The following is a 26,425-nucleotide window of genomic DNA, read 5'->3' as shown; positions in this document are numbered from 1 at the left end:
GGGGGGGGGGGTGTGGGGGGTGGTGTTTGTGGGGGGCGGGGGGCGGTGGTGTGGGGGGGGTTTGTGCTTAACACACCCCACCCCCCCCCCCCCGACCACCTGGACCGGCGCGCTCAGTCGGCTGAAAGACCGGTGGTGATGGGAACGCGTCCAGATCGCCGGGCGGGGACCAAAGCGGCCAGTGGAGCCGCGAGCAGGGCAGCCGCCACCAGGACTCCCAACCGCCCCCAAGGCGGCACGAACAAGATCGGCTCACCGCCGCCCGACGCCACCTCCGTGATCAGCCACGCGGACGCGATCCCCACGAACAGCCCGCAGGCCGCGCCGAGAACCGCGACGAACACCGACTCCGTGGTCAGCGCGGCACCGAGCCCGCCACGCGTGAGACCGAGAGCGCGCAGCAGCGCGGACTCCCGCGTCCGCTCCAGGACCGACAGCGAAAGCGTGTTCGCGATCCCGGCGAAGGCGATCAGCACCGCCAGCGCGGTCAGCGCCCACATGAGGTTCAGCGTTTCCCGCAGCGGTGCGGCCGCCTCTTCCTTGAGTTCCCGGACACTGCTCAGTTTCGCGATCGGCGTGCCGGACAGCGCCTGCTCCAGCGACGGCCGCGCCTGCTCGGGGTCGGTGACCTTGACGAGCACGCTCCCGTCGTAGTCTTCCCCGTACATGGCGAGCTTCCCCTGCTCCGCGAGAGCGACCGCCGCGAATCCCAGATCGACGCCCGGAGCGTCCACGCTGTCGTAGATCGCCACCACGCGCAGGGAACGCACGGTGCCGCCGACGGCGAGCCCGGTCTGTTCGGCGAGGTCCTTGCTGATGGCGATCTGGCCGGGGCCGAGCCTGCCGAGACTTCCGGCGAGCACGGTCGGGCGCAGGAGGTCTCCGCTGACGGCGGTCAGCTGATACGTGCCGTACTCGCCGAGATCACCCGAGAACGCGTGGCGGGTCCCGGTGGCGGTCACGCCGGGCACCGCGGCGAGGGTGTCCGCGAGCGTGGCGGGCAGCGGCCTGCTCGACATCGCCGAGGTGACGGTGAAGTCGGCCGCCAGTTGCTCGTCCAGGCCTTGGCTCCGGCCCGCTTCGACACCTGACGCCACGGTGGTCGCGAGCGCGACGACCGCGAGACCGATGGTCAGCGCGGCGGCGCTGGCGGCGGTGCGTTTGGGGTTGCGGTCGGCGTTGAGCGCGGCCAGGTCGGCGGGCTGCCCCGGCACGAGCGAGCCGAGCGCCCGGACCGCCGGTCCCGCCACCAGCGGTCCGGCGGCCAGCGTCGCGCCGAGCAGCGCGACCATCGCCACCATGGCGAGGGCGGCACCCTCCTCCACTGTGGACCGAAGGGCCAGCACGCCGGAGCCGACGCCCGCCGCGAGCAGGACAATCGCGACGACGGCGCGGAGCCGTCCGGTGCGTTTGGCTTCGGTGGGCGTCCGGAGCGCTTCGATCGGCGCGACCCTGGTCGCGGACCACGCCGGGATCGACGCCGCGAGCGCGGTCACCAGGACCCCGATCGCGACGGCGGCGACGATGGTGCGTGTCGTCAACGGGAGATACACGGTCTCCTGGCCCGCGACGGCCTGCAGCGCGGCGGCGACACCCAGCCCGCCGAACAACCCGGCCACGGACGCGATCGCGCCCACGACCGCCGCCTCGACGAGCACGCTGCCGAAGATCTGCCGTTTCCCGGCGCCGACACAGCGCAGCAACGCCAGTTCACGCGATCGCTGGGCCACGAGGATGGTGAAGGAGTTGGTGATCACCATCGCGGCCACCGCCATGGCGAGGACGGCGAAGGCGGTGAAGAACTTCGCCGGCCCGGCCGTGTTCGGCGCGGTCTCGCTGAGCAATCGGGCGGCAGCTTCCCTGCCCGTGGACACCGAGACGCCCGGCGTCTTCTTCAGATCCGCGACGAGCTGTGCCTTGCCCGCGTCGGACGAGGCACGCACGACGATCTCGCCGAACGCCGCCTTGGGAGACAGCTGCCGCAGTGTTTCCTGCGGTACCACCAGTGTCGCCCTACCCAGCCCCGCGTCGCCGGGGCGGCTGAACGTGCCGACCAGGGTCAGCGTGCGGCGGCCACCGGTCTCGTCCAGCACGGTCACGGGGGAGCCCGGCGCGAAACCCTCGGCACTGTTCTTCTCCATGGCGATTTCCCCTGCGGAGGCGGGGAAACGGCCGTCGACGAGGTCGTACGGCCGAAGTTTCTCGTCGGTGCTCGACGCGGTCGCGGCGGCGTCCCGCGGACGGCCGTCCGGGCCGAGCACCGGCGCGCTGATGACGGCCCTGCCCTCCGCGGCGGCCACTCCCGGCACCTGCCGGACCGCCGCCAGCGTCGTGTCGTCGAGGTCGGCACCCCGCTTGGCCCTGATCGAGGCGTCCACGCCGCGCGTCTGATAGGCGACCGCTTCCCGCAACCCCGCGCCGACGGCGTCCGTGAGCACGAACGAACCGGCCACGAAGGTCACGCCGAGGGTGACGGCGACGGCCGACAACAGCAGCCGCAGCGGCCTGGCCTTGAGCCCGGCGAGCACGGTTCGCAGCATCACGCCCCCAGACCGGTGAGCGCGCCGAGCACGGCGTCGGCGGTCGGCCGGGGGATCCGCGCGGCGATCCGGCCGTCGGCGAGCAGCACCCCGTGGTCGGTGTACGAGGCCGCGACCGGGTCGTGGGTCACCATCACCACCGTCTGGCCGAGTTCGCGGACCGAGGCGCGCAGGAAGTCGAGCACCTCGGCGCCGGACCGCGAATCGAGACTTCCGGTGGGCTCGTCGGCGAACACGACGTCGGGCCTGCCGACGAGCGCGCGGGCGCACGCCACCCGCTGCTGCTGGCCGCCGGAGAGCTCACCCGGTTTGTGCTTCAGGCGCTGCCGAAGCCCCAGAGTGCCGACGACGGTCTCGAACCACGCCGGATCCGGCCGGCGGCCGGCAAGCCGGAGCCCGAGCAGGATGTTCTCCTCGGCGTTCATGGTCGGCAGGAGGTTGAACGACTGGAAGACGAAGCCGACCCGGTCGCGGCGGATCCTGGTCAGCTCGGCGTCGGACAGGCCGGTGAGCTCGGTCCGTCCGATGTGGACTCGTCCACTGTCGACGGTGTCGAGTCCGGCGAGGCAGTGCATGAGGGTCGACTTGCCCGAACCCGACGGGCCCATGATCGCGGTGAACCGGCCACGCGGGAAGTCCAGCGAGACGCGGTCGAGTGCCCGGACCGCCGTGTCACCCTTGCCGTAGACCTTCGAGACATCGGTCGCGCCGGCGGCGGGACCGTCCATTGTGTGCATTCCCCGAGCATGGCGGGAACCACCTGAACGGTTCCTGAAACAACCTGAAGAACGCTTCAGGAAGGCTCGCGGTGATCTGGGAGGATCAGGGTATGCGCGTGCTCGTGGTGGAAGACGAAATGCGGTTGGCCGAGACCCTCCAATGGGGACTCGAGGCCGACGGCTACGCGGTCGACCTCGCCCACGACGGTCTCGAAGGCCTCGAACTCGCGCAGCTGTACCCGTATCAGGTGATCGTGCTGGACATCATGCTCCCGAAACTGAACGGCTACCGCGTCTGCGCGGCGCTGCGGGAGCGCGGGGTGACCACGCCGATCCTCATGCTCACGGCGAAGAACGGCGAGTACGACGAAGCCGAAGCGCTCGACACCGGCGCCGACGACTACCTGAGCAAGCCGTTCTCGTACGTCGTGCTCACCGCCCGGCTGCGGGCGCTGACCCGCCGGGGCGCGGCGGGGTCGGCGGGTGTGCTGGAGTTCGGCGACCTCGTGCTCGACCCGGCGAAGCGGACGTGCCGTCGCGCGGGAACGCCGGTGTCGTTGACCACCAAGGAGTTCGCGGTCCTCGAATGCCTGCTGCGGCACGGCGGTCAACTGGTGACCAAGCGGGACATCCTCGACCAGGTCTGGGATCTGGCCTATCGGGGTGACCCGAACATCGTCGAGGTCTACGTGAGCGCGCTGCGGCGCAAACTGGACGCGCCGTTCGGGCGGCACACCATCGCGACCGTGCGCGGCGCCGGCTACCGGCTGGTGACCGAATGACCGGCTGGTGGCCTTCGTCGGTGCGGCGGAGCACCGCGCTCTCGGCGGCGCTGCTCTGCGCGGTCGTGTTCACCCTCGGCTGGCTGGGCACTCGCGAGCTGTTGAGCAGGCAGTTGTCGGGCACCGCGGTGAACACGACGCGGATCCAGCTGGACCGGCTGGCCGACGGCTACCTGACCGGGCGACCGGCGCCGCCCACCGGTGACGCCCTGTTCGAGGTGGTCGACGACTCCGGACGGCCGGTCGCGAGCAGTGAGAACCTTCGCCGCTGGGATCCCGCGTGGACGCCGTTGCCGCCCGCGCCCGCCGGAGCACCCGCGGACTGGACGGTCACCACCAAGGCCACGCTGAAGCCCGGCGACCATCCGCAATGGCGCGAATATCGCGAGTACACCGTGGTGGGCAAGGTGATCGACAGCGGCGGGCAGCGGCTCACCGTCTACCTGTTCGTCCTGCCGTGGGACACGCTCAGGACGCTGGGCACCTTCGACGACACGTTGCGCTTCTTCGTCCCGCTCGCGGTGCTGATCACCGCGCTGGCCGCGTGGCTAGCCGCCGGCCGGGCGCTGCGGCCGGTGGAGGCGATCCGCCGTGAACTGGCCGAGGTCAGCGGGAGCAGGCTCGACCGCCGGGTCCCGGTGCCGCCGTCCCGTGACGAGGTCGCCCGGCTGGCCACCACCACGAACGCGACCCTCGACAGGCTTCAGCAGGCCTATGACCAGCAGGAACGGTTCGTCGCCGACGCCAGTCACGAACTGCGCAGCCCGCTCGCGAACCTCCGCACCGGGCTGGAGGTCGCGCTCACCCACGCCGATCGCGCCGATTGGCCCGCCGTCGCCCGGCGGTCGCTGCTCGACATCCAGCGGCTGCAACGCATCACGACGGACCTCCTCCAGCTGGCCGTCGACCCGGCCGAGATCCCCGCGCCCGAAGGCGTCGTCGACCTCGCCGACGTGGTGGGGGAGCAGGTCGCCGAACGCGCGCTTGAACCCGGGCCCGCCGTCGTGTCCGATGTGGATGGTCCGGCGCCGGTGTCCGGCGAACCCGTGCAGCTGGAACGTCTCCTGCGGAACCTGCTCGACAACGCTGTGCGGCACGCGCGCTCGTCGGTCACCGTGCGGCTCCGGCTCGAGGTGGGAGAGGCGGTCCTCGAAGTGATCGACGACGGTCCCGGTATCCCCGCCGCCGACCGCGAGCGTGTTTTCGACCGCTTCGCCCGGCTCGACGACGCCCGCGCGCGGGACGCGGGCGGTACCGGCCTCGGCCTCACGCTCGCCCGCGACATCGCCGTCCGGCACGGCGGATCGCTCCGGGTGGCGGACGGCGAACAGGGTGCGCGACTGATCGCACGGCTACCCCTCAGGGGTATGTGACCCACGATACCCCGGCGGGGTAACTTCAGGCCCTTGCAGTACCCCCCTGGGGTATGTACGTTGAGTCCATGAGCGAAACGACTTACACCGTCACCGGGATGACCTGCGGCCACTGCGCGACTTCGGTCACCGAAGAGATCTCCAAGATCGACGGCGTCACCGACGTCCGGGTCGATCTGCCCACCGGCGCGGTGACCGTCACCGGTTCCCGGGAACCCGCGGCCGCGGACATCCGCGCCGCCGTCGAAGAAGCCGGATACCAGCTGACCGCCTGAGCGGCTCCACGACCGCGGGTGGCACCCGCACTAAGGACTTGCACGATGAACACAGCAGCGAAGCTCTCCGCCTACGGTGTGGTCCTCGCCCTGGTCGCCGGTGGCGGCTGGGCGACCGGCACCGCTGTCGGTCCGCATCCCGGCGCCGCCGGCGTGCCCGGTGGCGAGGACGCCGGGCACTCGGACACCCACGGCGGCACCGTCGCGGAAGCGGCGCACGGCAAGCAGGACCACGAACCCGCCGGGCTCGCGTCGACCAGGGGCGGCTACACCCTCACGCCCACCACCACGGCGCTCACTCCCGGCACGACGGCCCCGTTCACCTTCCGGATCCTCGGCGCCGACGGCGCGCCGGTGACCGCCTACGACGTCGAACACGAAAAGCGGATGCACCTCATCGTCGTCCGCCGCGACACCGCGGGCTTCCAGCACATCCACCCCGAACTCGGCGCGGACGGCACCTGGACCGTTCCGCTGACCGTCGGCGACGCGGGTGTCTACCGCGTCTTCGCCGACTTCAAGCCCAGCGGCGGCGAGGCGACGACCCTGGGGGCCGACCTCTTCGCCGCCGGCGACTTCCGGCCCGCCGAATACCGGCCCTCGCACGTCGCGGAGGTCGACGGCTACCGGGTCGAACTCGACGGAGAACTCGCGCCGGGCGCGTCGTCGGAGGTGACGCTCACCGTCACCAAGAACGGCCGCGAGGTCACCGACCTCCAGCCGTACCTGGGGGCCTACGGACACCTGGTCGCGCTGCGCGGAGGCGACCTCGCTTACCTGCACGTCCACCCGGACGGCGAACCCGGTGACGGCCGGACCGCGGCCGGTCCCGCGGTCACGTTCTTCGCCGAGGTCCCGACGGCGGGCACTTACCGGCTGTTCCTGGACTTCCGGCACGAGGGCAAGGTCCGCACCGCCGAATTCACCGTCGCGACAGGGGAAGGGAGCCACCGATGAGCACGGAAACCGCGCGGGTGGCCGACGCCGAGGTCGAACTCGCGATCACCGGGATGACCTGCGCGTCGTGCGCCATGCGCATCGAGCGGAAGCTGAACAAGCTCGACGGTGTCACCGCGACGGTCAACTACGCCACGGAGAAGGCGAAGGTCAGCTACCCGGCCGACGTCGAGCCGCGTCAGCTGATCGAACAGGTCGAGGCGGCCGGCTACTCGGCCGCCTTGCCCGCGGTGGAAAAAGAAGAAGCCGCGCCGGAAGAGCCGGATCCGACCGCTCCGTTGCGGCAGCGGCTGATCGGTTCCGCCGTGCTGTCGGTGCCGGTGATCCTGCTCGCGATGGTGCCCGCGCTCCAGTTCACCTACTGGCAGTGGATCTCGCTGACGCTCGCCGCGCCGGTGCTGGTGTGGGCGGCGTGGCCGTTCCACAAGGCGGCGTGGGCGAATCTGCGGCACGGCGCGGCCACCATGGACACGCTGATCTCGATGGGCACGCTCGCCGCGTTCCTGTGGTCGTTGTACGCCTTGCTGTTCGGCACCGCCGGGACGCCGGGGATGACGCACCCCTTCGAACTCACCGTCCAGCGGATGGCGGGCGACGGCAACATCTACCTCGAAGTCGCCGCCGGGGTCACGACGTTCATCCTCGCCGGACGCTACTTCGAGGCGCGGTCCAAGCGTCGGGCGGGCGCGGCACTGCGCGCCCTGCTCGAACTCGGCGCTAAGGACGTCGCGGTGCTCCGCGACGGCAAGGAAGTGCGCGTGCCGATCGGCGAACTCTCGGCAGGCGAGGAATTCGTGGTGCGGCCGGGGGAGAAGATCGCGACCGACGGCGTGATCACCGAAGGCGCGTCGGCGGTCGACGCGAGCATGCTGACCGGTGAGAGCGTCCCGGTGGAGGTCGTCCCCGGCGACACGGTGGCGGGCGCGACGGTCAACGCGGGCGGCAGGCTCGTCGTCCGCGCGACCAGGGTCGGCGCCGACACGCAGCTGGCGCAGATGGCGAAACTCGTCGAGGCGGCGCAGACCGGAAAAGCCCAGGTGCAACGGCTTGCGGACCGGGTGTCGGCGGTTTTCGTGCCGATCGTGATCGCGCTCGCGGCCGGCACGCTGATGTTCTGGCTCGGCACCGGCGGTTCGGTCGCGGCCGCGTTCACCGCGGCGGTCGCCGTGCTGATCATCGCCTGCCCGTGCGCCCTGGGGCTGGCCACCCCGACCGCGCTGCTCGTGGGCACCGGCCGCGGCGCGCAGCTCGGGATCCTGATCAAGGGCCCGGAAGTGCTGGAATCGACCCGCGCCGTCGACACGGTCGTCCTCGACAAGACCGGAACCGTGACCACGGGGCAGATGTCGCTGGTGGCGGTCCACGTCGCCGACGGTGTCGACGAGGAGACGACGCTGCTGCTGGCGGGCGCGCTGGAGAACGCGTCGGAGCACCCGATCGCGCAGGCCATCGCCCGCGCGGCACGGGAACGCACCGGGGAGCTCCCGGCCGTCGAGGAGTTCACCAGTCTCGAAGGCCTTGGCGTGCAAGGGATTGTCGACGGCTCGGCGGTGCTGGTCGGCCGGAACGCCTTGCTGGAACAGTGGAGTCACCGTCTGACGCCCGAGTTGGCGGAGGCCAAGGCAGCCGAGGAGGAACTCGGCCGCACCGCGGTCGTGGTCGGCTGGGATGGCGAGGCGAGGGCGGTCCTGGTCGTCTCGGACACCGTGAAACCGTCGTCCGCGGAGGCGATCTCCCGGTTGCGCGGGCTGGGGCTCACCCCGGTGCTGCTCACCGGCGACAACGAGGCCGTCGCCCGCGCGGTGGCCGCCGAGGTCGGGATCGACACCGTGATCGCCGAGGTGCTGCCGAAGGACAAGGTCGACGTCGTCCAGCGGCTCCAGGGCGAGGGCAAGGTCGTCGCGATGGTCGGGGACGGCGTCAACGACGCGGCCGCGCTGGCCCAGGCCGACCTCGGCCTGGCGATGGGCACCGGCACCGACGTCGCCATCGAGGCAGGGGACCTGACCCTGGTCCGCGGCGACCTGCGGGCGGCGGTGGACGCGATCCGGCTCTCCCGGCGGACCCTGCGCACCATCAAGGGCAACCTGTTCTGGGCGTTCGCCTACAACGTCGGCGCGCTCCCGCTGGCGGCGGCGGGCCTGCTCAATCCGATGATCGCCGGTGCCGCGATGGCCTTCAGTTCGGTCTTCGTGGTGTTCAACAGCCTGCGCCTGCGCGGGTTCCGGAGCAGCACCGTTTGACGAGGTAGGAGTGCTCGGAAGGCCTGCCGGTCCCCGTGTCGGATTCGACACGGGTTGACCGGCGGGCCTTCTGGGTAACCCGAATGTGCGACTTCAGCAGGGAGGTCGTGTAAACGGGAAGGGTGGCTCCATGATCAGTATCGCGGAGCATCCGGTGCCGGGAACCTGGGTGCTTGACCTGCGAGCCACGACGCCACGGGCGTTGCCGGACATGCGCGCCTGGGTGGTCAGATGCCTGCCGGATCTCGGCGAGGGCCATCGTGACGACGTCCTGCTGGCGGCCACGGAACTGGTCGCCAACGCTTATGTGCACGGTGGTGGCGCGCGCCACATCCAGCTGTGGCGCGGCGTGGCGCCCTGCGCGGTCCGCATCGAGGTCGCGGACGTCAGTATCGAGCAACCCCGGGCGCGGTGTTCGCAGATCGAGGACCCGCGCGGACGCGGGTTGCTCGTCGTCGACGGCGTCGCGGTGCAGTGGGGCGTCCGGCGCGAGCGGGTGCGCGGCGGGAAGATCGTCTGGGCGCACATCCGCTGTGACGGCCATTGCCCGGTTGCGGCGCGCGCCCCGAACGACCGCCGAAGGAACTGAACCCCGTCCGAGGATCTCTGTGTCAGATGACGCAGAGATCCTCGCTTCGTGCTGTCAAAGTGGTCCGTGATCAGACAGTGAAGCGAACGGGGAGTGACCGAAAATGTGGGGGAAGAAGAGCACGGTCGTCATGGCGGTGGCGGCGCTGGGGCTGGCCGTCGCACCGGCGGCTTCGGCGGAGACCGAACCGTCGTTGCGTGTCTACCCGCTCGAGGTGCGGCCCAACGAGACCTTCGGCACGGGTATCGGCGGAGGCTGTGACAGCTATTCCGCCGTGACCTCGCCCGGGTTCACCGGGCCCGTCGATCTGGTCGCGGTCGGCGGCGACCGGGAGAACCTGTGGGGCAACGGACAGGCCTCCGGGGTGCCGGGCACCTACACGGCGACGGCCACGTGCGATGGCGAAACCTTGACCACCCAGTTCACCGTTCTCGACTACGCGCCGCCGTCGTGGGGACTCGGCCCGCGCGAAGTGGCGCCCGGCGGGGAGATCTCCGGCGGCTCCGATCTCATCTCCGGCTGCCCCGGAGGCCCTGAGGGACCCGCGACCTCGCCGGGGTTCGCCGCACCCCTGCAGTGGACCCGGGGTGGGAACTTCGGCCGGTTCAGCGGTACGACCACCGTCGTCACCACACCCGGGACCTATACGGCCACCTTGAGGTGCAAGGGGACGCCGATTCCCGGCGAGATCGACTTCACCGTCGTCGCGCCGTGAGGCCACCTCACCTTTTCGTACGGCCCTCGATGGCGGCGCGGGCTGCCTCGACCGACTTCCGGACGACCGCTTCGGTGGAATAACCTTGTTTCGTGAAGACCCCGTCGAGGTAGAACGTGCCGTAACCGTGCGCCTGCGTGAACAACTGCTCCATCAGTTCGAGCCCGTCCTGCGGCCGGTCGGCGACGGTGAGGCAGAGCATCACGAACTGGTCGGTCAGCCGGCGGGTCTGTTCGTGCAGCGCGGCGTGCTCCGGGCCCTGCAGTCCGTCGGAGTAGATGATGTTCATCCCCGCCCGGCGCTCGATCAGGTACTCCGTGTACGCGCCGGCGGCGGCCGCGAGTGCCGCGACAGGCTCGCTCTCGGCCTCGATCGCGTCGCGCACCTTGTCGGCCAGCTGGCAGGCGACGGTGGCCGCGATCGCGGCCAGCAGGCTCTCCTTGTCCGGGAAGTGCCGGTAGGGCGCGCCGGGGCTGACCTTCGCGCGCCTGGCGACCTCGGCGACGGAGAACGCGCCCAGCCCCTGTTCGGCGATCAGGTCGAGGGAGACCCGCACGAGTTCCGCGCGAAGGTCGCCGTGGTGGTACTTGCCGCCCATGTCGTGGATCACACCGTCCCGGTCGCGGAATATGTAAGAGGCCTCTTACGCTAGGTGTAAGTGACCTCTTACATGGTCTCACTGTTTTCACGGAGGGTTTCATGACGACGACCACGCACGCCATCGCCGCGCCGTCCCCGGGCGCCGCACTGTCGCCGACGACCATCGAGCGTCGCGACCTGCGTCCGGACGACGTGCTGATCGACATCGCGTACGCGGGGATCTGCCACAGCGACATCCACCAGGTGAAGGAGGACTGGGGCAGCGCGATCTTCCCGATGGTGCCCGGTCACGAGATCGCCGGCGTCGTCGCCGCGGTCGGCTCCGACGTGACGAAGTACCAGGTCGGGGACCGGGTCGGGGTCGGCTGCATGGTCGATTCCTGTGGTGAGTGCGAGTACTGCCTCGCGGGCACCGAGCAGTTCTGCGTGAAGGGCAACATCCAGACGTACAACGGAGTCGGTTTCGACGGCGAGAACACCTATGGCGGCTACAGCCGTCAGATCGTCGTGAAGGACGGTTTCGTCTGCCGGATCCCGGAGGGGATCGGCCTCGACATCGCCGCGCCGCTGCTGTGCGCGGGCATCACCACCTACTCCCCGCTGAACCGCTGGGGCGCCGGGCCGGGCAAGAAGGTCGCCGTCGTCGGCCTCGGCGGGCTCGGCCACATGGCCGTCAAGATCGCGGTCGCCATGGGCGCCGAGGTCACCGTGCTCAGCCAGAGCCTGAAGAAGCAGGAAGACGGCCTGAAGCTGGGCGCGAAGGACTACTACGCGACCGGTGACGCTTCGACGTTCCAGACGTTGCGCGGCCGCTTCGACCTGATCCTCAACACCGTTTCGGCGACGCTGCCTGTCGACTCCTACCTCGGCATGCTGCGCGTCGGCGGCGCGATGGTGAACGTCGGCGCGCCCGGCGAACCGCTGTCCTACAACGCTTTCTCGCTGCTCGGCGGGAACAAGGTGCTCGCCGGTTCGATGATCGGCGGCATCGCCGAGACCCAGGAGATGCTCGACTTCTGCGCCGAGCACGGGATCGGCGCGGAGATCGAGACGATCTCGGCCGACCAGGTGAACGTGGCCTACGACCGGGTCGAGAACAGCGACGTCCGCTACCGGTTCGTCATCGACGCGGCGACCATCGGCGCCTGATCCCGTCGGCTGGGCGCGGCGGGGCGATGTGCGCCCGGCCGCTCACCCGTGTGCCGAGGCGACGTCGCGAAAGCCACTTTCGGGACACCAGACGTCTCGAAAGTGGCTTTCGCAACGCCGTTCCCGCGGGCGACAGCCTCACATCAGCAGCAAAGGCAAGGTGTTCATCGCGGTATGCGCGGCGATCGGCGCCCACAGGTTGCGGTAGCGCGACCACAGGTAACCGGTGAACAGGCCGAAGAACCCTTGGAACGCGGTGATCGCGCCCAGCGTGAGCGGAAGCGTTCCCTGGCCGTGCGTCGGCAGGTGCAGCCACGCGAACAGCGACGACGCCAGCAGGATTCCCGGCCAGCGCCCGAAAAGCGCCTCCAGCCGGGTCTGCAGCATGCCTCGGAAGAAGACCTCTTCGAGGACGTTCGCGGTGAAGAACGTCAAGGTCGCGCCCACCGCGAGCGATACCGGGTCGGGGTAGTCCTCCGCGCTGGGGAGTGGCGGCGCGAGCGGGCCGAGGACATAGAGCCAGCCGAACACGAGCACCGCCGGGATCGGCGCGAGCCATTGCCAGGTCTGCCGGGGCCGCCACGTGAGCCGGAACGGATCCGGTTCCCCTTGCGGTCGAAGGGTTCGCAGGAGGATCAAGGGCAGTGCGAGGAACACGAGCGGTTTCGCGAGCGCCCAGACGTCGCGGACCAGAGCGTGTCGTCCCGCCAAGGACACCAGGAACAACGCCGACGGCCACAGGAAGGCGATCAGCGCCAAGGCCGTCGCCTGCCTGCTCAGCGCGCGCCGATCGGACACGGCCGGGAGCAGCCTCGGCGCGTGGAGCGGGATCCCGTGGATCAGCAGGATCCCGGCCAGCGCCGGAATCAGCGCGCCCGCCAGGGAAAGCTCCTTGGCCGAATCCGCGGACGGCTTGATCGTGTCGTGCCCGGTCGCCAGCAGCAGTGCGGGAGCGGCCACGAAGACCGCGAGCCCGCCGAACAGGATTCCCCAGGCGGCACCCGTGCGGACGCCGGTCTTTTCCATCACCGATAAAGGATCATCGAAGCGGTGCGAGTCCGCATCATCACTTCGGAGGACCCGGGTCTTCCCTTCCGTGCAGCCCTTTCGGCTCTTGCTCCGGGTCGCCGAGGCCGAGGCGAGCTACACGTGGCTGGACCTGGTCGCCGGCCGGGGTTACAGCGGTACCACGGCCCGGTCTTCCGGGATCGAAGCCGAAATACCCCCGCGGGGACCGTCGCTGGAGCGCCGGGTTACGCGCTTTCCTGGTCGGGAACGGACTTCCACGTCTTCGTTGACTGCTCGAATGGTGACCGCTACGCCTATGGCCGGGGCGCGGGGGAGTACCGGATCCTCTTCACCTGTCCCGATGGTGCCACGGCGTCGCGCGGCGGTGCCTACGGTGACTGAATCTCCTCAGCTCACCGCGATGACCTTTTCCAGGCTGCGCAAGCACAACGTGAGCGCTTCGTGCTTCGGCGTCTTTTCGCGCACCAGGCCCCACGCCGTGTAGAGCAGGCTCCACAGCAGCTGCAGCAACCATTCCTTCGTCATCGCCGGATCGATCGAGCCTTCGGTGTGCCCGCGTTCGATGACCCGCAGCAGGGCGCGGTCGTCGTCGCTCTCCTCTTCCCATTCGGGGCGGGTCATCAGATCCGGCATGGTGAACAGCAGCTGGAAGACGTCGGCGTGTTCGAAGTACTCCTGGCACAGCCTCGCCAGCGCGGCCGGGACCGGGCCGTCGTCGAGCCGGGCGCGTTCGGTGGCCCGGGAGATCTTGTCGAGCGCGTCGTGGCTGATGCCGTCGATGAGGTCCGAGCGTTCCGCGAAGTACCGGTGCACCGTGGTGCGCCCGACGTTCGCCGCCGCCGCGATGTCGGCCAGCGTGGCGCCAGGTTGCTTCGTCAACGTCTCGATGGCCGCGTCCAGGATCGCGCGCCGGGTCCTCGCCCGGACACCCGTCTCGGTGACCACACCTTCGCTCATGGCCGGTACCGTACCCCGCCCTCCGATATAGAACTCGTTTGACGATTTTAGAACACGCGTGTTCCATTGAGAACCATGAACACTCCACGATGGAAGGTGCTGTGGTCGTTCGCGCGACCGCACAAGGGGGCACTCGCGATCGGCCTGGTACTCGCCCTGCTCGGCTCCGCGACCGGTCTCGCCACGCCCATGGTCACCAAATGGGTGCTCGACTCGCTCGGTTCGTCGGCGTCGCTCGCCGGACCGGTGCTGGCGCTGCTCGGCCTGATGCTGGTGGGTTCGGTGATCTGGCTGACGCAGTGGATCCTGCTCGGCACGGTCGGCGAGCGGGTGGTGCTGAAGGCGCGGGAATCGATGGTGCGGCGGTTCTTCCGCGCGACCATCCCGGCGATCACCCAGCGGCCCACGGGGGAACTGGTCACCCGCGTCACCTCGGACACGGTGCTGCTGCGCGAGGCGGCGTCGTCCAGCGTGATCGGCCTGATCAACGGCGTCGTCATGCTCGCGGGCACCTTGGTGCTGATGAGCGTGCTCGACCCGGTGCTGCTGGCGACGACGGTGGCGGCGGTGCTCGTGGTGATCGCGTTGTTCGCGTGGCTCATGCCCGCCATCGCGAAGGAACAGGAGAAGGCACAGGACCGGGTCGGCCGTCTCGGCGGTGTGCTGGAAGGCGCGCTGCGGGCGATCCGGACGGTGAAGGCCAGCCGCGCCGAAATCCGGCAGTCCGAGCGGATCCTGGTCGACGCGGAGGCCGCCACCGTGCACGGCGTCCGCGCGGTGCGGCGGCAGGCCATCGCCTGGGTGGTGGCCTGGTCGGGGATCCAGGGCGCGATCCTGGTGATCCTCGGCCTCGGAGCGTGGCGCGTCGGCGCGGGGCTGCTCGAAGTGTCGAGCCTCATCGCGTTCCTGTTGTACGCGTTCGCGCTGATGGAGCCGATCACCGAACTGAGCCAGAACATGACCGCGTTGCAGGCGGGGATCGCCGCGGCGGGCCGGATCCGGGACATGGACGCGCTGGAAGTGGAAGAGGACAAGGCGTCCGCGCGGCCGGAGCCGGCGGGTGCGCAGGACGGCCCGGTGCTGGAACTGCGCGAGGTGACCGCGGGCTACGGCGGCGATCCGGCGCTGCGGGACGTCTCGCTGACGATCCCGAGACGCGGGCACACCGCGATCGTCGGGCCGTCCGGCGCGGGCAAGACCACGATGCTGTCGCTGATCATGCGGTTCGTGCCGCCGCGGTCGGGTTCACTGCTGCTGGACGGCCGCGAATACGCGGACCTGCCGTACGCGGAGGTACGGAAACGGCTGGCCTACGTCGAGCAGGAGACGCCGATCGTGCCGGGCACGATCCGGGAGAACCTGCTCTTCACCCATCCGGACGCGACCGAGGAAGAGGTGCGGCGGGCACTCGCCGAAGTCCGGCTGAGCGACAAGATCGCCGCACTCGACGACGGTCTGGACACTCCGCTCTCGTCGACGTCGGTGTCCGGCGGGGAACGCCAGCGGATCGCCTTGGCCAGGGCGATCCTGCGCACCCCGGATGTCGTGCTGCTCGACGAGGCGACCGCGCAGGTCGACGGCCGGACCGAGAGCGCGATCCACGACTGCATCCGGCGGCTGGCCCGCGAGGGCGCCGTGGTCACCGTGGCGCACCGGCTGTCCACGGTGATCGACGCGGACACCATCGTGGTGATGGAGGACGGCCGCGTGCGGGCGAGCGGCGGTCACGAGCACCTGCTCGCCACCGACACGCTGTACCGCGAGTTGGTGGAAGCGCTGAGGATCGCGGGGGAGAGTGCCCCGGTGCCCGGCTGATCCCGGTCAGGCTGAGACCGCGCGGACTCCCGGCGGCATCTCGCGGTTGATCTCGTCGAGCCGGGTCGCGATGGTCCGGCAAGGTTCGCAGCCGGCCAGATGCCCGGCGATGAGGTCAGCCCGGCGGCCCGGCACCCCGCCGCGCAGCCAGGCGCCCATCCGGCGCCGGGCTTCCTGGCAGCACGGCGTTCCCGTCTCGGGGACCTGTGCTTGCAAGAAGGCCTGGCGCAGTCCTTCGCGGGCGCGCAGCGCCAGGACGGACGCGCCGTTGGGGGACACCCCGAGCAGCGGGGCCACCACCTTCGGCGAGTCGCCTTCGGCTTCGGTCCGCCACAACACGGTCCGCCAGCGGCCGGGGAGCGCGCAGTAGGCGGTCCACGCCAGCCGGGCGTTCGCTCGGAGGATGAGGAGTTCCTCCGCGTCCAGGGCTCCGGCGGCCTCTTCGGTCGCCGGGGTCGTGCCGTACAGCTCGACCCGTTTGTGGTGATGACTCCATTTCGCCACCAGGTTGCGCATGGTGACCGCGAGATAGGGGCGGAGGTTCTCCCGGGGGCCGCCGCCGTCGCGGATGACGCTCAGGACGCGGACGAAGGCCTCGGCCACGAGGTCGTCCCGTTCGGCGGGCTCGGCGACCCAGCCCGCCGCGATCCGGCGGAGCGGTTCGGCGTGCCGCCGGAAGAGCGCTTCGCCGGCGGTGATGTCACCGGCGCGGAAGGCGTCGAGCAGCGTGGCGTCCGCTGCGTCCCGCTCGGCGTCGTCCCTCATCAAGCGCCACCGTATCCCGGACGGTGCCGGATCGCGATGACCACGATGTCGTCGGCGTGCAGCACGATGTCGAGCATCTCGGTGGCGAGGGCGTCCGGGATGTCCGCGGTGGGCCGTCCGGCGTTGCGCCGCGCGGCCGCGAGCAGTCGTTCTTCTCCTTCCTGGAAGTCTTTGCGGCTCTCGACGAGACCGTCGGTGTAGACGACGAGCAGGTCGCCGTCGGCGAGGGTGCGGTGGACGAGGCTTTTGCTGCCGGGGTCCGGGAAACCGACGCCCCGGCCCGAAACCGCCGGGACGAGAAGTTCGGTGGCACCGGCCGCGGTGACCAGCACCGGACGGGGATGGCTGCCGTTGGCGAAGGTGACGTCGCCGGTCGCCGGATCCAGCCGGGCCAGCAGCACGGTCGCCATCAGTTCGGGTTCGATCGTCGCGAGCGTGCGGGCGGTCCGGCCGATCAGGTCGCGGAACGGATGGCCTTCCAGCGCCAGGGTGCGGATCGCGTGGGTGACGGTCAGCGCGTGCCGGGTCGAGGTGACGCCATGTCCGACGGCGTCGACGAGGGTGAGGTGGACGCAGCCGTCGGGCAGCACGAACCAGTCGTAGAGATCGCCGCCGGTCGGGGAATCCCGCTGGCTCGGCGCGTAGTGCACGGCCAGTTCGAACGGCCCGGCAGGCGGTGGCGGCGGGCGCAGCGCGTCTTCCAGTTCGCGGAAGATCACCGCGTGCGCTTTCCGGAGCTGTTCGTCCTGTTCCTCCAGTTCGACGTACATCGCGAGTACGCCGCTGTTCGTCTCGGCCAGTTCGTGTTTGAGCTCGCGTTGCTCCTTGGCGACCGCGTCGGCGCGGGCGACCAGCGCCAGCATCTCGTCCCTGGTGGCCGTCTCGTCGTCGGCCGCGACGGGGACCGGTCCGTCACCCGCGTCGAGGTGCCAGGTCAGGCTCGTGCCGTCACCGGCGGCGGGAAGCAGGGGGAGGGTGTTGCGCCGATCTTGTCCGACCGGGAGGGGTGACTTCAGCGTGACGGACAGCTTGCCGTCGGCCGTGGCGGTCGAAAGCTCCGGCGAGGGACCGTTCTCGGCGAGCAGGGTCACCGCGAGGACCAGCCGCGCGCGTTGGTCGGCCGGGACCCCGGCGGCCGCGCAAGCCTCGCGCACGTGGCGGCGCAACCGGACGGCGTCGGTCACGGAAGTCCCTTTCCCGGACCGAAAGCGATCAACGCGGCGTCGTCGCGAATGTCGCGGTGCCGGTGGGCGAGGTCCGCGGCGAACAGCGCCGTCGCGGGCAGCGGCCCGAGCGCGGCCGGACCACGCCAGGCGGTGCCGATACCGTCGGTGTGCAGGACGAGAAGTTCGTGCCCGGTCAAGGGAAACGTCCGCACCCGGACGGGCGGCAGGGTCAGGCCGACGACGCCGGGGACGCTCAGCAACGGCTGTGTCCGCCCGGGCGTCAGCACGAGACCGCTGACGTTGCCGACACCGCAGAATTCGAGCCCGCGTTCGGAAAGCCGGACGAGCGCGACCGCCGCGCCGCGGGTCTGCCGCAACGCCCGGTGCATGGCGTTCAGGTGCTCCGGCAGCGCCCGGTCCGGATCGCGGCGGAACACGGCGATCGCGGCTTCCGCGGCGTCGCTCGCCGCGGGACCGTGGCCGAGCCCGTCGACGACGACGGCCGTGCGGACGCCGGGCATCGCCGAGACGGCCACCGCGTCGCCGCACCTTTCCTCGCCTTCGCGGGGAAGCCGGACGTGCGCGACATCGGTGCCCTGGTGCCCGGGCGGGAGGACCCTGGCGGCCGCGACGGTGCCGACGCCCGCCGCGGACCGGATGCGGAACTCGGTCGCGAGCCTGCCGACGGCCCCGAGACCGGTGCCGAGCGTCTCCGTGGTCGTGTTCCCGTCGACGCGCCAGTGGGCCAGATCGTCCATCCCCGGGCCGGTGTCCACGGCGTGGACCTCCACGCCCGGCCCGGCCAGCGAGCGCTGGACGAAGACGGCGCCGTCGCCGGCGTGCTTGTCGAGATTGGTCGCCAGTTCCGAGGCGATGACGGCGGTGCGTTCGGCGAGGACTTCGGGAAGCCCCGCTTCGGCCGCGACCTCGCGCGCGGCCCGTGTCGCGGCGTAGACCGCGCTGATGTGGTCGATGTGGATCAGCCGGGTGAGGGCCGCGTCGACGACGGTCATGGCTTCCAGCGGACGACCGTGACCGTGGTGCCCTCGCCGGGCGTGGTGTCGATGGTGAACTCGTCGACCAGCCGCCGGGTGCCGCCGAGGCCGTGCCCGAGCCCGGCGCCGGTGCTGAACCCGTCGGTCATGGCCAGTTCGACGTCCTCGATGCCGGGGCCTTCGTCACGGACGGACAGGGCGATCCCCACCCGCCCCCGGAGGTCCCGCACCGGGGCGATGGTCATCGTGCCGCCACCACCGTGGATGTAGGCGTTGCGGACGAGTTCGCTGGCGGCGGTCACGATCTTCGTCTGGTCGACGATCGAGAAACCGGCCGCGACGGCATCGGCCCGGACCGCGTGCCGGGCGGTGAGCAGATCCTCTTCGGCGCGCACGGCGTGTTCGCGCGCTTCGGGGGCGGTGAGCTCGTCAGGAAGCACGAGGCGCCTCTTCGGCGGCCTCGGCGGGACGTCGCCATCCCAGGAGTTCCATCGCCTGTTCCGCGTTGAGCGCGGTCTGGACGCCGGTGAGCCCCAGCCCCAGTTCGGACAGCGTGATCGCGACGGCCGGGCGCATCCCGGCGACGATCATCCGGGCACCCAGGAGACGGCCGGTGGCGGCCAGTTCCATCAGCACCCGCGCGACGAACGAGTCGATGATCTCCAGCCGGGAGATGTCGAGGATGACCCCGCGGATCTCCTCGTCGGAGATCCGGGCGGTGAGCTCGTCGGTGAACTGGAGCGCGGTGGTGTCGTCGAGGTCGCTGAGCAGCCCGCTGATCAGGATGTCCCCGAGCCGCAGGATCGGCAGACCCGCGCGCGGGTTCACCCGGTCACCACGCCGGGCCGGGTGCGGTCGCCGATCAGCCGCATCGCCGTGGCCAGCGCGTCGGCGAGCGATCCGCGCGTCTCGATGTGCGACAGGTCGATGCCGAGCTGGGTGACGGTCTGCGCGATCGACGGCCGGACACCGCTGATGAGGCATTCCGCCCCCATGAGCCGGACCGCGCTGACCGTCTGCAGGAGGTGCTGCGCCACCGCCGTGTCCACTGTGGACACGCCGGTGATGTCGATGATCGCCACCCTGGCCTCGTAGGTCTGGATCGCCTCCAGGAGGCTGTTCATCACCACCTGGGTGCGGGAGCTGTCGAGGGTGCCGATCAGGGGGACGGCCAGCACCTGGCGCCACAGCCGCACCACCGGGGTGGACAGTTCCAGCATCTGCTGGTGCTGCCGCCGGATGATCTCCTCCCGGCCTTCGACGTACACCGAGAACGTCAGCAGGCTGGCGGCGTCGAGGAACCCGTTGACCTGCAAGGAAGCCCGGTAGCGGACCTCGGGGTCGCCGGTGTGGTGTTCGAGGGCGGCGAGGGTGGTGCGCTTGAGACCGAGGATCGCCATGGCGGTGGACGTCGGCGCGGCACCGGCGCGGGCCCGCCGTTCGGACAGGCCCCGCAGTGCGGCACGGACTGCCTCGTCGCGGTCGACGATCCGTTCCAGGCGCAGCTCGGTGTCGAGGGCCCCGCGCAGCGCGTCGAGCAGTTCCTTGGCCTCGCGGCGCAGCTCCTGCTCACCGGTCCAGGCGGGCGAGTCGGTCAGCTGCCATCGGACCCAGTCGTCGACCAGGTCGTCCTGGCCGGCGTCGAAGATCCGCGAAAGCAGGTCCCGGACGGCGGAGTCGTCGGTCGCCTGCACCCGCACCTCCAGAGATCATTGTTGTCATATGACAACAGTGACCCTACTCCAGTGGTGACACGGACACCGTGCGGGCGTCAGAACTCCGCGGCGGCCTCGCGGAACTCGCGGAGCCCCGTGGCGAGCGCGGCCTTGGCCTCGGGGCTGAGCTTCCCCAGCACCGACTCCAGGCTTTCGCGGCGGCGTGCCCGCAGGTCACGCAGGTAGGCGCGGCCCCGGTCGCTGAGCCGCAGGGTGAGTTCACGGCGGCTGTGCGTACCGGGCAGCCTGTCGACGAAGCCGACTGCCTCCAGCCGATCGCAGAGGCGGCTCACCAGCGGCGGGGTCGAGCCGAGCAGCTCGGCGAGCGCGCGCAGGTTCAAGCCGTCGTGGTGGTCGAGCGCCACGACCGCCCGGACCTGGGACGTCGACAGCGGACGCGGTGACGCCTCACGGGCGCGTTCGAACATGATCTCGAGCAACTCGGCCGTCTCGGTCACCACTGCCGCCACCGTTTCGGTGCCGAGGGGCTCAGAGGACCGATTCACGACACCCACTCTCGCATCCTTATGCTGAACTGTCAGCTCAGCTGGTCGCGGTACGCCCATCGGCCGGCCCGCCCGGCCCGGTGCGGGAGGCGAAAGTGGACAGATCCCTGGCTGTCGAGCGGATCCTGAGAGGCGTCCAGCCGCATCAGCTGCTCGACGGATTGCGCTCGGCGTTGCGGGAACACTTCGACGCCGTGGCCGTCGACCTGCTGATGGCCGACTACGGCCTCGCCGAACTGCGGCGGGTGACCGTGCTGCCGTACACCACCGACCCGGTGCCGGTGGCGGACACGATGGCGGGCGAAGCCTTCACCACGCAGTGCGCGACCTTCGAGACCGCCGAGGAAGGCGTCCGCGCCCACCTCCCGGTCTCCGTGCGCGGAGACCGGTTCGGCGTCCTCGTCGTCACGCTCCCCGAAGACCAGGAACCGCCCGTGTGGGCGGAACTCGGCCGGTTCGCCGAGGCGCTCGCGCACGAGGTCTTCGTCGCCGACCGCGACACCGACCTCTACGTGCAGGCGCGCCGGTCGTCCCGGCTCACCCTCGCGGCCGAGATGCAGTGGCAGCTGCTGCCCGGCCGCGCGTGCGCCCGCCCCGAGTTCGCCCTCGGCGGGCAGCTCGAACCCGCGTACGCCATCTACGGCGACTGCTTCGACTGGTCGGCCTCGGCACGCAAACTGTCGGTCACGCTGGTCAACGGCATGGGGGACGGGGCGGGCGCGGCGCTGCTGACCAACCTCGCCGTCAACGCGCTCCGCAACGCCCGGCGCGCCGGGATCCCGCTCGACGCCCAGGCCGAGCTCGCCGACCAGGCCTTGTACGCCCAGTACCGGGGTCAGGAGCACGTCGCGACCCTGCTGCTGGAATTCGACCTCGCCACCGGCGCGATCGACGCCGTCGACGCCGGATCGCCCCGCCTGTGGCGGTTCCGCGACGGCAAGACCGAACGGATCGCCTTCGACGAGCAACTGCCGCTCGGCACTTTCGAAGACACGTCGTACACCGTCGAGCGCCTGCAAGCGGTGCCCGGCGACCGCTACGTGTTCGTGAGCGACGGCGTCTACGGCGTGGCGGGCCCGCACGGCGAGCTCTACGGTGACCGTGAACTCGTCGAGGCCGTCGTCGCGACCGCCGACCTGCCGGCGGCGCACGTGCCGAGGGCTGTTCTCGCCGAACTGGGCGAGCACCGCGGCGGCGGTCCGGCCGCCGACGACGCCATGGTCGTCTGCCTCGACTGGTTCGGGCCGAACCCCGGCGCCGATCTCGCGATGACGGCCGGCTCCTGAGGGTCAGTCTCCGGGTAACTCCGGCAGCTCCAGGTGCTCGCGCAGCGTCGTGCCCTCGTACCCGGTGCGGTAGATCCCTCGGTCCTGGAGTTCCGGCACCAGCTTGTCGACGATGTCGTCCAGCGACGCGGGGACCAGATGCGGGCTGATGTTGAAACCGTCGACGGCGCGGTTCCGGACGTAGCGGGCCCATTCGTCCGCGATCTGCCCCGGCGTGCCTACGAAGGAGTGCTCGCGCGGCTGGACCTCCAGGACCAGTTGGTGGATCGACAGATTCTTGCTTTCGGCGAGTTCGCGCCACTGCCGGATCCGGTCGAGTTTGCCGGTCCGGTGCTCGACGGAGAGGGTGCCGCGTGAGGGATCCAGTTCGTCCTCGGTCGGCTCGACGTCCGGCAGCGGGCCGTGCGGGTCGTAGTCCGACAGATCACGGCCCCAGTACTGCTCCAGGAACGAGACGGCGCGTTGCGGGTTGAGCTGCCGCCGCCGGATGTCCTCGCTGCGTTCGCCCGCGTCGGCCGGGGTGTCGCCGATGACCACCGTGGCACCGGGCAGGATCCGCACGGCGTCGGCGGGCCGTCCGTGCTTGGCCAGTCTCGCCCGGAGATCGGTCGCGTAGGCGATCGCCTTGTCGTAGGCGGTGTTGGCGGAGAAGACGACGTCGGCGTGCTTCGCGGCGAGTTCGCGACCGCCGGGGGAATCGCCGGCCTGGAACAGCACCGGCCGTCCCTGCGGACTGCGGGGGACCGTCGCCTTGGCGCGCAGCCCGACGAGGTCGGTCCGCCGCTCGACCACGGCGCCGTCACCCGCCCACAGCGCCGAGGCCGCCTCGACGAACTGGTCCGCCCGGTCGTAGCGGAGTTCGTGGTCGAGCCAGCCCCCTCGGCGGAAGTTGGCGCCCGTCCAGGCGTTGTCGGTGGTGACGATGTTCCAGCCCGCCCGGCCCCCGGACAGGAAGTCCAGTGTGGACAGACGACGGGCGAGGTCGGCGGGGAAGTTGTAGGTGGTGTTCTGCGTGGCGACGAGGCCGATGTGCTCGGTGGCCGCGGCGAGGGCCGAAAGCTGGGTGATCGCGTCGGGCCGTCCGGCGACGTCGAGGGCGAGGATCCGCCCCCGGTTCTCGCGGACGCGCTGGCCGTCGCCGAGGAAGAACGCGTCGAACAGACCGCGTTCCAGGGTCCGTGCCACCGAGACGTAGGTTTCGATCTCGGTGTGCGCCCCGTTCGACGGGTCGTCCCACAGGTATTGGGAGCCGACGCCGACGTAGAACACGCCGAGGTGCAGCCGCGGATCTGCTTCGCTCACGGTCATCCCTTCGAAGCGGCGAAACGGTTGGCGGGGCGGGGCAGGCCGAGTGCCGCGCGCAGGGTCGTCCCCGGCTCGGGCACGCTCAGCGCCCTTTGGGCCCGGAGTCTCGGGAGCACGGTTTCGAGCAGCGGCGGTAGATCGGTCGCCACCACCGCCGGATGCAGGCGGACACCGTCGACGACGGTGCCCAGCCAGGCCAGCAGATCGGTGAGGCCGTCGGTGGATCCGGTGTAGCGCAGCCGTTCGGTGTGCTCCCAGCGGATCGACGAGTCGAGCCGCCGCAACCGCTTCTCGGCCGTCTCCGCCGCGTTCAGCAGGACCTCGACTTCGGCGAAGACGCGCGGTGTGCCGGATTCCTTGGCGTGGTGCGCCCGGCGGCGGAGATCGTCGAGCCCGCTCCCGCCGATCAGCACGACGTCGGGCCGCGCCGCCTCCAGCAACCGCTCGGGGGCGATCACGACCGGCAGGCCCTGCGGCGGCCTGGGGGTGATCAGCGGCCCCTTGATCGAGAACGCCGCGCCCTCGAAGTCGACGTGGTGGACCTTGCCGGGATCCAGGTAGCGGCCGGTCGCGGCGTCCTTGATGACGGCGTCGTCCTCCCATGAGTCCCAGAGCCGCCGGACCACGTCGACGACGTCGGTGACCTCGCGGCTCAGCCCGGCCGGCTCAAGGGGACCGGTGCCGATGGTGGCGAGGGCGTCCGGGCTGTTGGCCGCGCCGACCAGCCAGGCGGCGCGGCCGTGCGAGGCGTGGTCGAGACTCGCCAGCTGCGTGGCGACGTGGAACGGTTCGGTGGTGGTCACGTGCGCGGTGGCCCCGAGACCGATCCGGTTGGTCCGCGTGGCCACGTAAGCGGCCCGGCCGAGCGCTTCCGGCCGGAAACCGTTCGGGGGCGGCAGCGGCGAATCGTCGAAGGTGACCAGGGCGAACCCCGCGATCTCGGCCGCGAGGACGAGGCCCACCAATGCACGCGGGCTCAGGCGTTCGGCGGGCGGGCGCTCGTCGCCGAGCCCCGCCGCGGGGTGCGAGCCGTCGCCGTCGAGTTCGACCGCGAGGCGCACCGGGCCACCGGCAGTCCGGGAAGTCATCGCATACCGCCTCTCGTCCAGGTGTTTCGAGAGTTAACGGCCGGACCGGTGTCGCGCACGCGTGTTCAGGATGTGGGAGCGGGAATGAAAGCCGGCCCGCCGCTGTCGCAGCGGTCATGGTCACCCCTTTCGACGACCCGGTCTGGGCATCGCTGACCGGGCCGCACGCCCGCTTCGCCGAACGTTCTGGCCAGGTGCTGCGCTACCAGGCGGACGTCGCGCCCTTCCTCGCCCTGCCGCCCGAACCGGACGACGGCGTCTGGGCGGACGTCGCCGCCTTGGCGAGCCCGGGCGAGACGGTCACCGTCCACAGCTCGCTGCCCGTCCCGGCGGGGTGGGAAGTCGTCGACAGGATCGCCGGGGTCAGGCTGGTCGACGTCGCGCTCGAAGCCGCCGAAGATTCCGAAGCCGTCCTGCTGGGACCGGACGACGTCCCGGAGATGCTCGACCTCGTCGCGCGGACCAGACCCGGTCCGTTCCGGAAACGGACCGTCGAATTGGGGACATATCTGGGAATCCGGCGTGGCGGCGAGCTGATCGCGATGGCGGGGGAGCGGCTGCACCCGCCCGGCTGGACCGAGATCAGCGCCGTCTGCACGGACCCGGCGTATCGCGGCCAGGGACTCGCGACCCGCCTGGTCCGCGCGGTGGCGGCGGGAATCCGGGGCAGGGGCGAACGGCCGATGATGCACGCGGCGGCGGGGAACACCGCGGCCATTCGGCTCTACCTGTCGATCGGTTTCGAACTGGCGCCCCGGCCCGACTTCGTGGTGGTTCGCGTTCCCGAAACCGCCGAAGCCAGTGAAGGAGGTTCGCATGACGACCTTGCCCGTAATCGATCTCTCACGCTTCCGCGATCCCAGTGACCGTGAGGCGTTCCTCACCGACCTGCGCCGGGCGGCCCGGGAGGTCGGGTTCTTCTACGTCGTCGGGCACGGTGTGCCGTCGGAGCTGACCGAAGCGATCTTCTCGGTGGCCCGCCGCTTCTTCGCGTTGCCCGACGCGGACAAGCTCGCGATCGAGAACATCGAGTCCCCGCAGTTCCGGGGCTACACCAAGACCGGGAACGAGTACACCGGCGGTTCCCGTGACTGGCGGGAGCAGATCGACGTCGGCCCGGAACGCGAAGCCGTCGAGCCCGCGCCCGGTGATCCGGCGTGGATCCGGCTGATCGGCCCGAACCAGTGGCCCGGCGCGCTACCCGAACTGCGCGAGACCACGCTGGCGTGGCAGGCGGAGGCACTGCGGGTGAGCCGGGAAGTGCTCCGGGCGCTCGCGGCGAGCCTCGGCCAGGACGAGGGCTATTTCGACACGTGGTTCGACGAGGAGGCCGCCACTCATCTGAAGATCGTCCACTATCCGCCGAGGCCCGCCGCCGACGAGGAGCAGGGCGTCGGCTCGCACAAGGACTACGGCTACCTCGCCTTGCTTCAGCAGGACGAGATCGGCGGCCTCCAGGTGCAGGACGACGACGGCGGCTGGATCGACGCCGTGCCGGTCCCGGGCGGTTTCGTGGTCAACATCGGCGAGATGCTGGAGATCGCGACCCAGGGTTACCTGCGGGCGACCCGGCACCGGGTGCTCAGCCCGCCCGCCGGGGTGGACCGCTACTCGGTGCCGTTCTTCCTCGCGCCTCGGCTCGACGCCGTCGTCGAGCCGGTGGAACTGCCCGCCGAACTGGCCGCGGCCGCGCGCGGGATCAGCCAGGACGCGGACAACCCGTTGCTCGCCTCCTACGGGGAGAACGCCTTGATCGGGTGGCTTCGTTCTCATCCGAAGGTGGCGGCGCGCTGGTACTCGTCCTTGTGAAGACACGCTAACGAGGGATTTCAGAAACTCGCGATGGACTGAACAGC

The 26,425-nt window shown here is 70.7% G+C and carries 26 protein-coding genes; 12 read left to right on the top strand and 14 right to left on the bottom strand.

Annotated features, from left to right (window positions below; genetic code table 11):
* Positions 1-113 precede the first annotated feature (113 nt).
* Both AB0N89_RS33465 and AB0N89_RS33460 read right to left on the bottom strand, forming a co-directional pair.
* Positions 114-2,540, bottom strand: a complete 2,427-nt coding sequence (locus AB0N89_RS33465) for an FtsX-like permease family protein (protein WP_364213106.1) — start codon at positions 2,538-2,540, stop codon at positions 114-116.
* The gene (locus tag AB0N89_RS33460; RefSeq protein WP_364213114.1) at positions 2,540-3,268 is read right to left on the bottom strand and encodes an ABC transporter ATP-binding protein; all 729 of its coding nucleotides are present in this window, start codon (positions 3,266-3,268) and stop codon (positions 2,540-2,542) included. Before AB0N89_RS33460 ends, AB0N89_RS33465 begins: the two co-directional genes overlap by 1 nt.
* Positions 3,269-3,369: 101 nt before the next feature.
* Here AB0N89_RS33460 and AB0N89_RS33455 point away from each other — a divergent pair, with 101 nt between their 5' ends.
* From AB0N89_RS33455 to AB0N89_RS33425, 7 genes are all read left to right on the top strand, one after another.
* The gene (locus AB0N89_RS33455) at positions 3,370-4,041 is read left to right on the top strand and encodes a response regulator transcription factor (RefSeq protein ID WP_039916328.1); all 672 of its coding nucleotides are present in this window, start codon (positions 3,370-3,372) and stop codon (positions 4,039-4,041) included.
* A complete protein-coding gene (locus AB0N89_RS33450; protein ID WP_364213103.1) occupies positions 4,038-5,414 on the top strand; it encodes an ATP-binding protein in 1,377 nt (458 codons plus the stop codon). The genes AB0N89_RS33455 and AB0N89_RS33450 overlap by 4 nt, the downstream gene beginning before the upstream one ends.
* A gap of 68 nt (positions 5,415-5,482) precedes the next feature.
* On the top strand, positions 5,483-5,689 hold the full coding sequence (locus tag AB0N89_RS33445) for a heavy-metal-associated domain-containing protein (RefSeq protein ID WP_364213100.1): 207 nt from the start codon (positions 5,483-5,485) through the stop codon (positions 5,687-5,689).
* 45 nt (positions 5,690-5,734) lie between these two features.
* Entirely contained in the window at positions 5,735-6,646 is a 912-nt protein-coding gene (locus AB0N89_RS33440; RefSeq protein ID WP_364213097.1) for a hypothetical protein, read from the top strand.
* A complete protein-coding gene (locus AB0N89_RS33435) occupies positions 6,643-8,889 on the top strand; it encodes a heavy metal translocating P-type ATPase (protein WP_364213094.1) in 2,247 nt (748 codons plus the stop codon). The genes AB0N89_RS33440 and AB0N89_RS33435 overlap by 4 nt, the downstream gene beginning before the upstream one ends.
* A gap of 130 nt (positions 8,890-9,019) precedes the next feature.
* Positions 9,020-9,478: an ATP-binding protein gene (locus tag AB0N89_RS33430; protein ID WP_364213091.1), complete on the top strand. Its 459-nt coding sequence runs from the start codon at positions 9,020-9,022 to the stop codon at positions 9,476-9,478.
* 103 nt (positions 9,479-9,581) lie between these two features.
* The gene (locus tag AB0N89_RS33425; protein WP_364213088.1) at positions 9,582-10,193 is read left to right on the top strand and encodes a hypothetical protein; all 612 of its coding nucleotides are present in this window, start codon (positions 9,582-9,584) and stop codon (positions 10,191-10,193) included.
* 7 nt (positions 10,194-10,200) lie between these two features.
* Here the strand turns inward: AB0N89_RS33425 and AB0N89_RS33420 are convergent, their stop codons facing one another.
* Positions 10,201-10,803 carry a TetR/AcrR family transcriptional regulator gene (locus tag AB0N89_RS33420; protein ID WP_364213085.1) on the bottom strand — a complete coding sequence of 201 codons (603 nt, stop codon included), beginning with the start codon at positions 10,801-10,803 and terminating at the stop codon, positions 10,201-10,203.
* An 89-nt stretch (positions 10,804-10,892) separates the two neighbouring features.
* On the opposite strand from AB0N89_RS33420, the gene AB0N89_RS33415 reads away from it, so the two are divergent.
* Entirely contained in the window at positions 10,893-11,942 is a 1,050-nt protein-coding gene (locus tag AB0N89_RS33415; protein WP_364213082.1) for an NAD(P)-dependent alcohol dehydrogenase, read from the top strand.
* A 138-nt stretch (positions 11,943-12,080) separates the two neighbouring features.
* Here AB0N89_RS33415 and AB0N89_RS33410 read toward each other — a convergent pair whose 3' ends face one another.
* Both AB0N89_RS33410 and AB0N89_RS33405 read right to left on the bottom strand, forming a co-directional pair.
* Entirely contained in the window at positions 12,081-12,968 is an 888-nt protein-coding gene (locus tag AB0N89_RS33410; protein WP_364213112.1) for a type II CAAX endopeptidase family protein, read from the bottom strand.
* Between the two features lie 390 nt (positions 12,969-13,358).
* Positions 13,359-13,928, bottom strand: a complete 570-nt coding sequence (locus AB0N89_RS33405) for a TetR/AcrR family transcriptional regulator (RefSeq protein ID WP_364213079.1) — start codon at positions 13,926-13,928, stop codon at positions 13,359-13,361.
* A gap of 75 nt (positions 13,929-14,003) precedes the next feature.
* Here AB0N89_RS33405 and AB0N89_RS33400 point away from each other — a divergent pair, with 75 nt between their 5' ends.
* Entirely contained in the window at positions 14,004-15,743 is a 1,740-nt protein-coding gene (locus AB0N89_RS33400; RefSeq protein ID WP_364213076.1) for an ABC transporter ATP-binding protein, read from the top strand.
* Positions 15,744-15,749: 6 nt separating this feature from the next.
* Here AB0N89_RS33400 and AB0N89_RS33395 read toward each other — a convergent pair whose 3' ends face one another.
* The 7 genes from AB0N89_RS33395 to AB0N89_RS33365 form a co-directional block, all read right to left on the bottom strand.
* Positions 15,750-16,508, bottom strand: a complete 759-nt coding sequence (locus AB0N89_RS33395) for a sigma-70 family RNA polymerase sigma factor (protein WP_364213073.1) — start codon at positions 16,506-16,508, stop codon at positions 15,750-15,752.
* Complete coding sequence (locus AB0N89_RS33390; protein ID WP_364213071.1) at positions 16,508-17,692, bottom strand: PP2C family protein-serine/threonine phosphatase; 1,185 nt, start codon at positions 17,690-17,692, stop codon at positions 16,508-16,510. The genes AB0N89_RS33395 and AB0N89_RS33390 overlap by 1 nt, the downstream gene beginning before the upstream one ends.
* Positions 17,689-18,687 carry an ATP-binding protein gene (locus tag AB0N89_RS33385; RefSeq protein ID WP_364213068.1) on the bottom strand — a complete coding sequence of 333 codons (999 nt, stop codon included), beginning with the start codon at positions 18,685-18,687 and terminating at the stop codon, positions 17,689-17,691. Before AB0N89_RS33385 ends, AB0N89_RS33390 begins: the two co-directional genes overlap by 4 nt.
* Positions 18,684-19,109 carry an ATP-binding protein gene (locus tag AB0N89_RS33380; RefSeq protein WP_364213065.1) on the bottom strand — a complete coding sequence of 142 codons (426 nt, stop codon included), beginning with the start codon at positions 19,107-19,109 and terminating at the stop codon, positions 18,684-18,686. Before AB0N89_RS33380 ends, AB0N89_RS33385 begins: the two co-directional genes overlap by 4 nt.
* Complete coding sequence (locus tag AB0N89_RS33375; protein WP_364213062.1) at positions 19,099-19,497, bottom strand: STAS domain-containing protein; 399 nt, start codon at positions 19,495-19,497, stop codon at positions 19,099-19,101. The genes AB0N89_RS33380 and AB0N89_RS33375 overlap by 11 nt, the downstream gene beginning before the upstream one ends.
* Complete coding sequence (locus tag AB0N89_RS33370) at positions 19,494-20,363, bottom strand: STAS domain-containing protein (protein ID WP_364213059.1); 870 nt, start codon at positions 20,361-20,363, stop codon at positions 19,494-19,496. The genes AB0N89_RS33375 and AB0N89_RS33370 overlap by 4 nt, the downstream gene beginning before the upstream one ends.
* 77 nt (positions 20,364-20,440) lie before the next feature.
* Positions 20,441-20,899 (bottom strand): MarR family transcriptional regulator, encoded by a 459-nt coding sequence (locus AB0N89_RS33365; protein ID WP_364213056.1) that lies wholly within the window; start codon positions 20,897-20,899, stop codon positions 20,441-20,443.
* An 86-nt stretch (positions 20,900-20,985) separates the two neighbouring features.
* Between AB0N89_RS33365 and AB0N89_RS33360 the strand changes: the two genes are divergently transcribed.
* Complete coding sequence (locus tag AB0N89_RS33360; protein WP_364213053.1) at positions 20,986-22,176, top strand: PP2C family protein-serine/threonine phosphatase; 1,191 nt, start codon at positions 20,986-20,988, stop codon at positions 22,174-22,176.
* A 3-nt stretch (positions 22,177-22,179) separates the two neighbouring features.
* On the opposite strand, the gene AB0N89_RS33355 is transcribed toward AB0N89_RS33360, so the two are convergent.
* Together AB0N89_RS33355 and AB0N89_RS33350 are read right to left on the bottom strand one after the other, a co-directional pair.
* Positions 22,180-23,484: an LLM class flavin-dependent oxidoreductase gene (locus tag AB0N89_RS33355; protein ID WP_364213050.1), complete on the bottom strand. Its 1,305-nt coding sequence runs from the start codon at positions 23,482-23,484 to the stop codon at positions 22,180-22,182.
* Entirely contained in the window at positions 23,481-24,569 is a 1,089-nt protein-coding gene (locus AB0N89_RS33350; protein WP_364213047.1) for an LLM class flavin-dependent oxidoreductase, read from the bottom strand. Before AB0N89_RS33350 ends, AB0N89_RS33355 begins: the two co-directional genes overlap by 4 nt.
* 116 nt (positions 24,570-24,685) lie before the next feature.
* On the opposite strand from AB0N89_RS33350, the gene AB0N89_RS33345 reads away from it, so the two are divergent.
* The gene (locus AB0N89_RS33345; protein ID WP_364213044.1) at positions 24,686-25,435 is read left to right on the top strand and encodes a GNAT family N-acetyltransferase; all 750 of its coding nucleotides are present in this window, start codon (positions 24,686-24,688) and stop codon (positions 25,433-25,435) included.
* Positions 25,386-26,378, top strand: a complete 993-nt coding sequence (locus AB0N89_RS33340; protein ID WP_364213041.1) for a 2-oxoglutarate and iron-dependent oxygenase domain-containing protein — start codon at positions 25,386-25,388, stop codon at positions 26,376-26,378. Before AB0N89_RS33345 ends, AB0N89_RS33340 begins: the two co-directional genes overlap by 50 nt.
* Positions 26,379-26,425 lie beyond the last annotated feature (47 nt).

Origin of the sequence: Amycolatopsis sp. NPDC089917 (assembly GCF_040684635.1) — a bacterium.
GTDB lineage: Bacteria > Actinomycetota > Actinomycetes > Mycobacteriales > Pseudonocardiaceae > Amycolatopsis.
The sequence above is the reverse complement of the archived record's forward strand: the minus strand, read 5'-3'. Positions and strand labels throughout refer to the sequence as shown.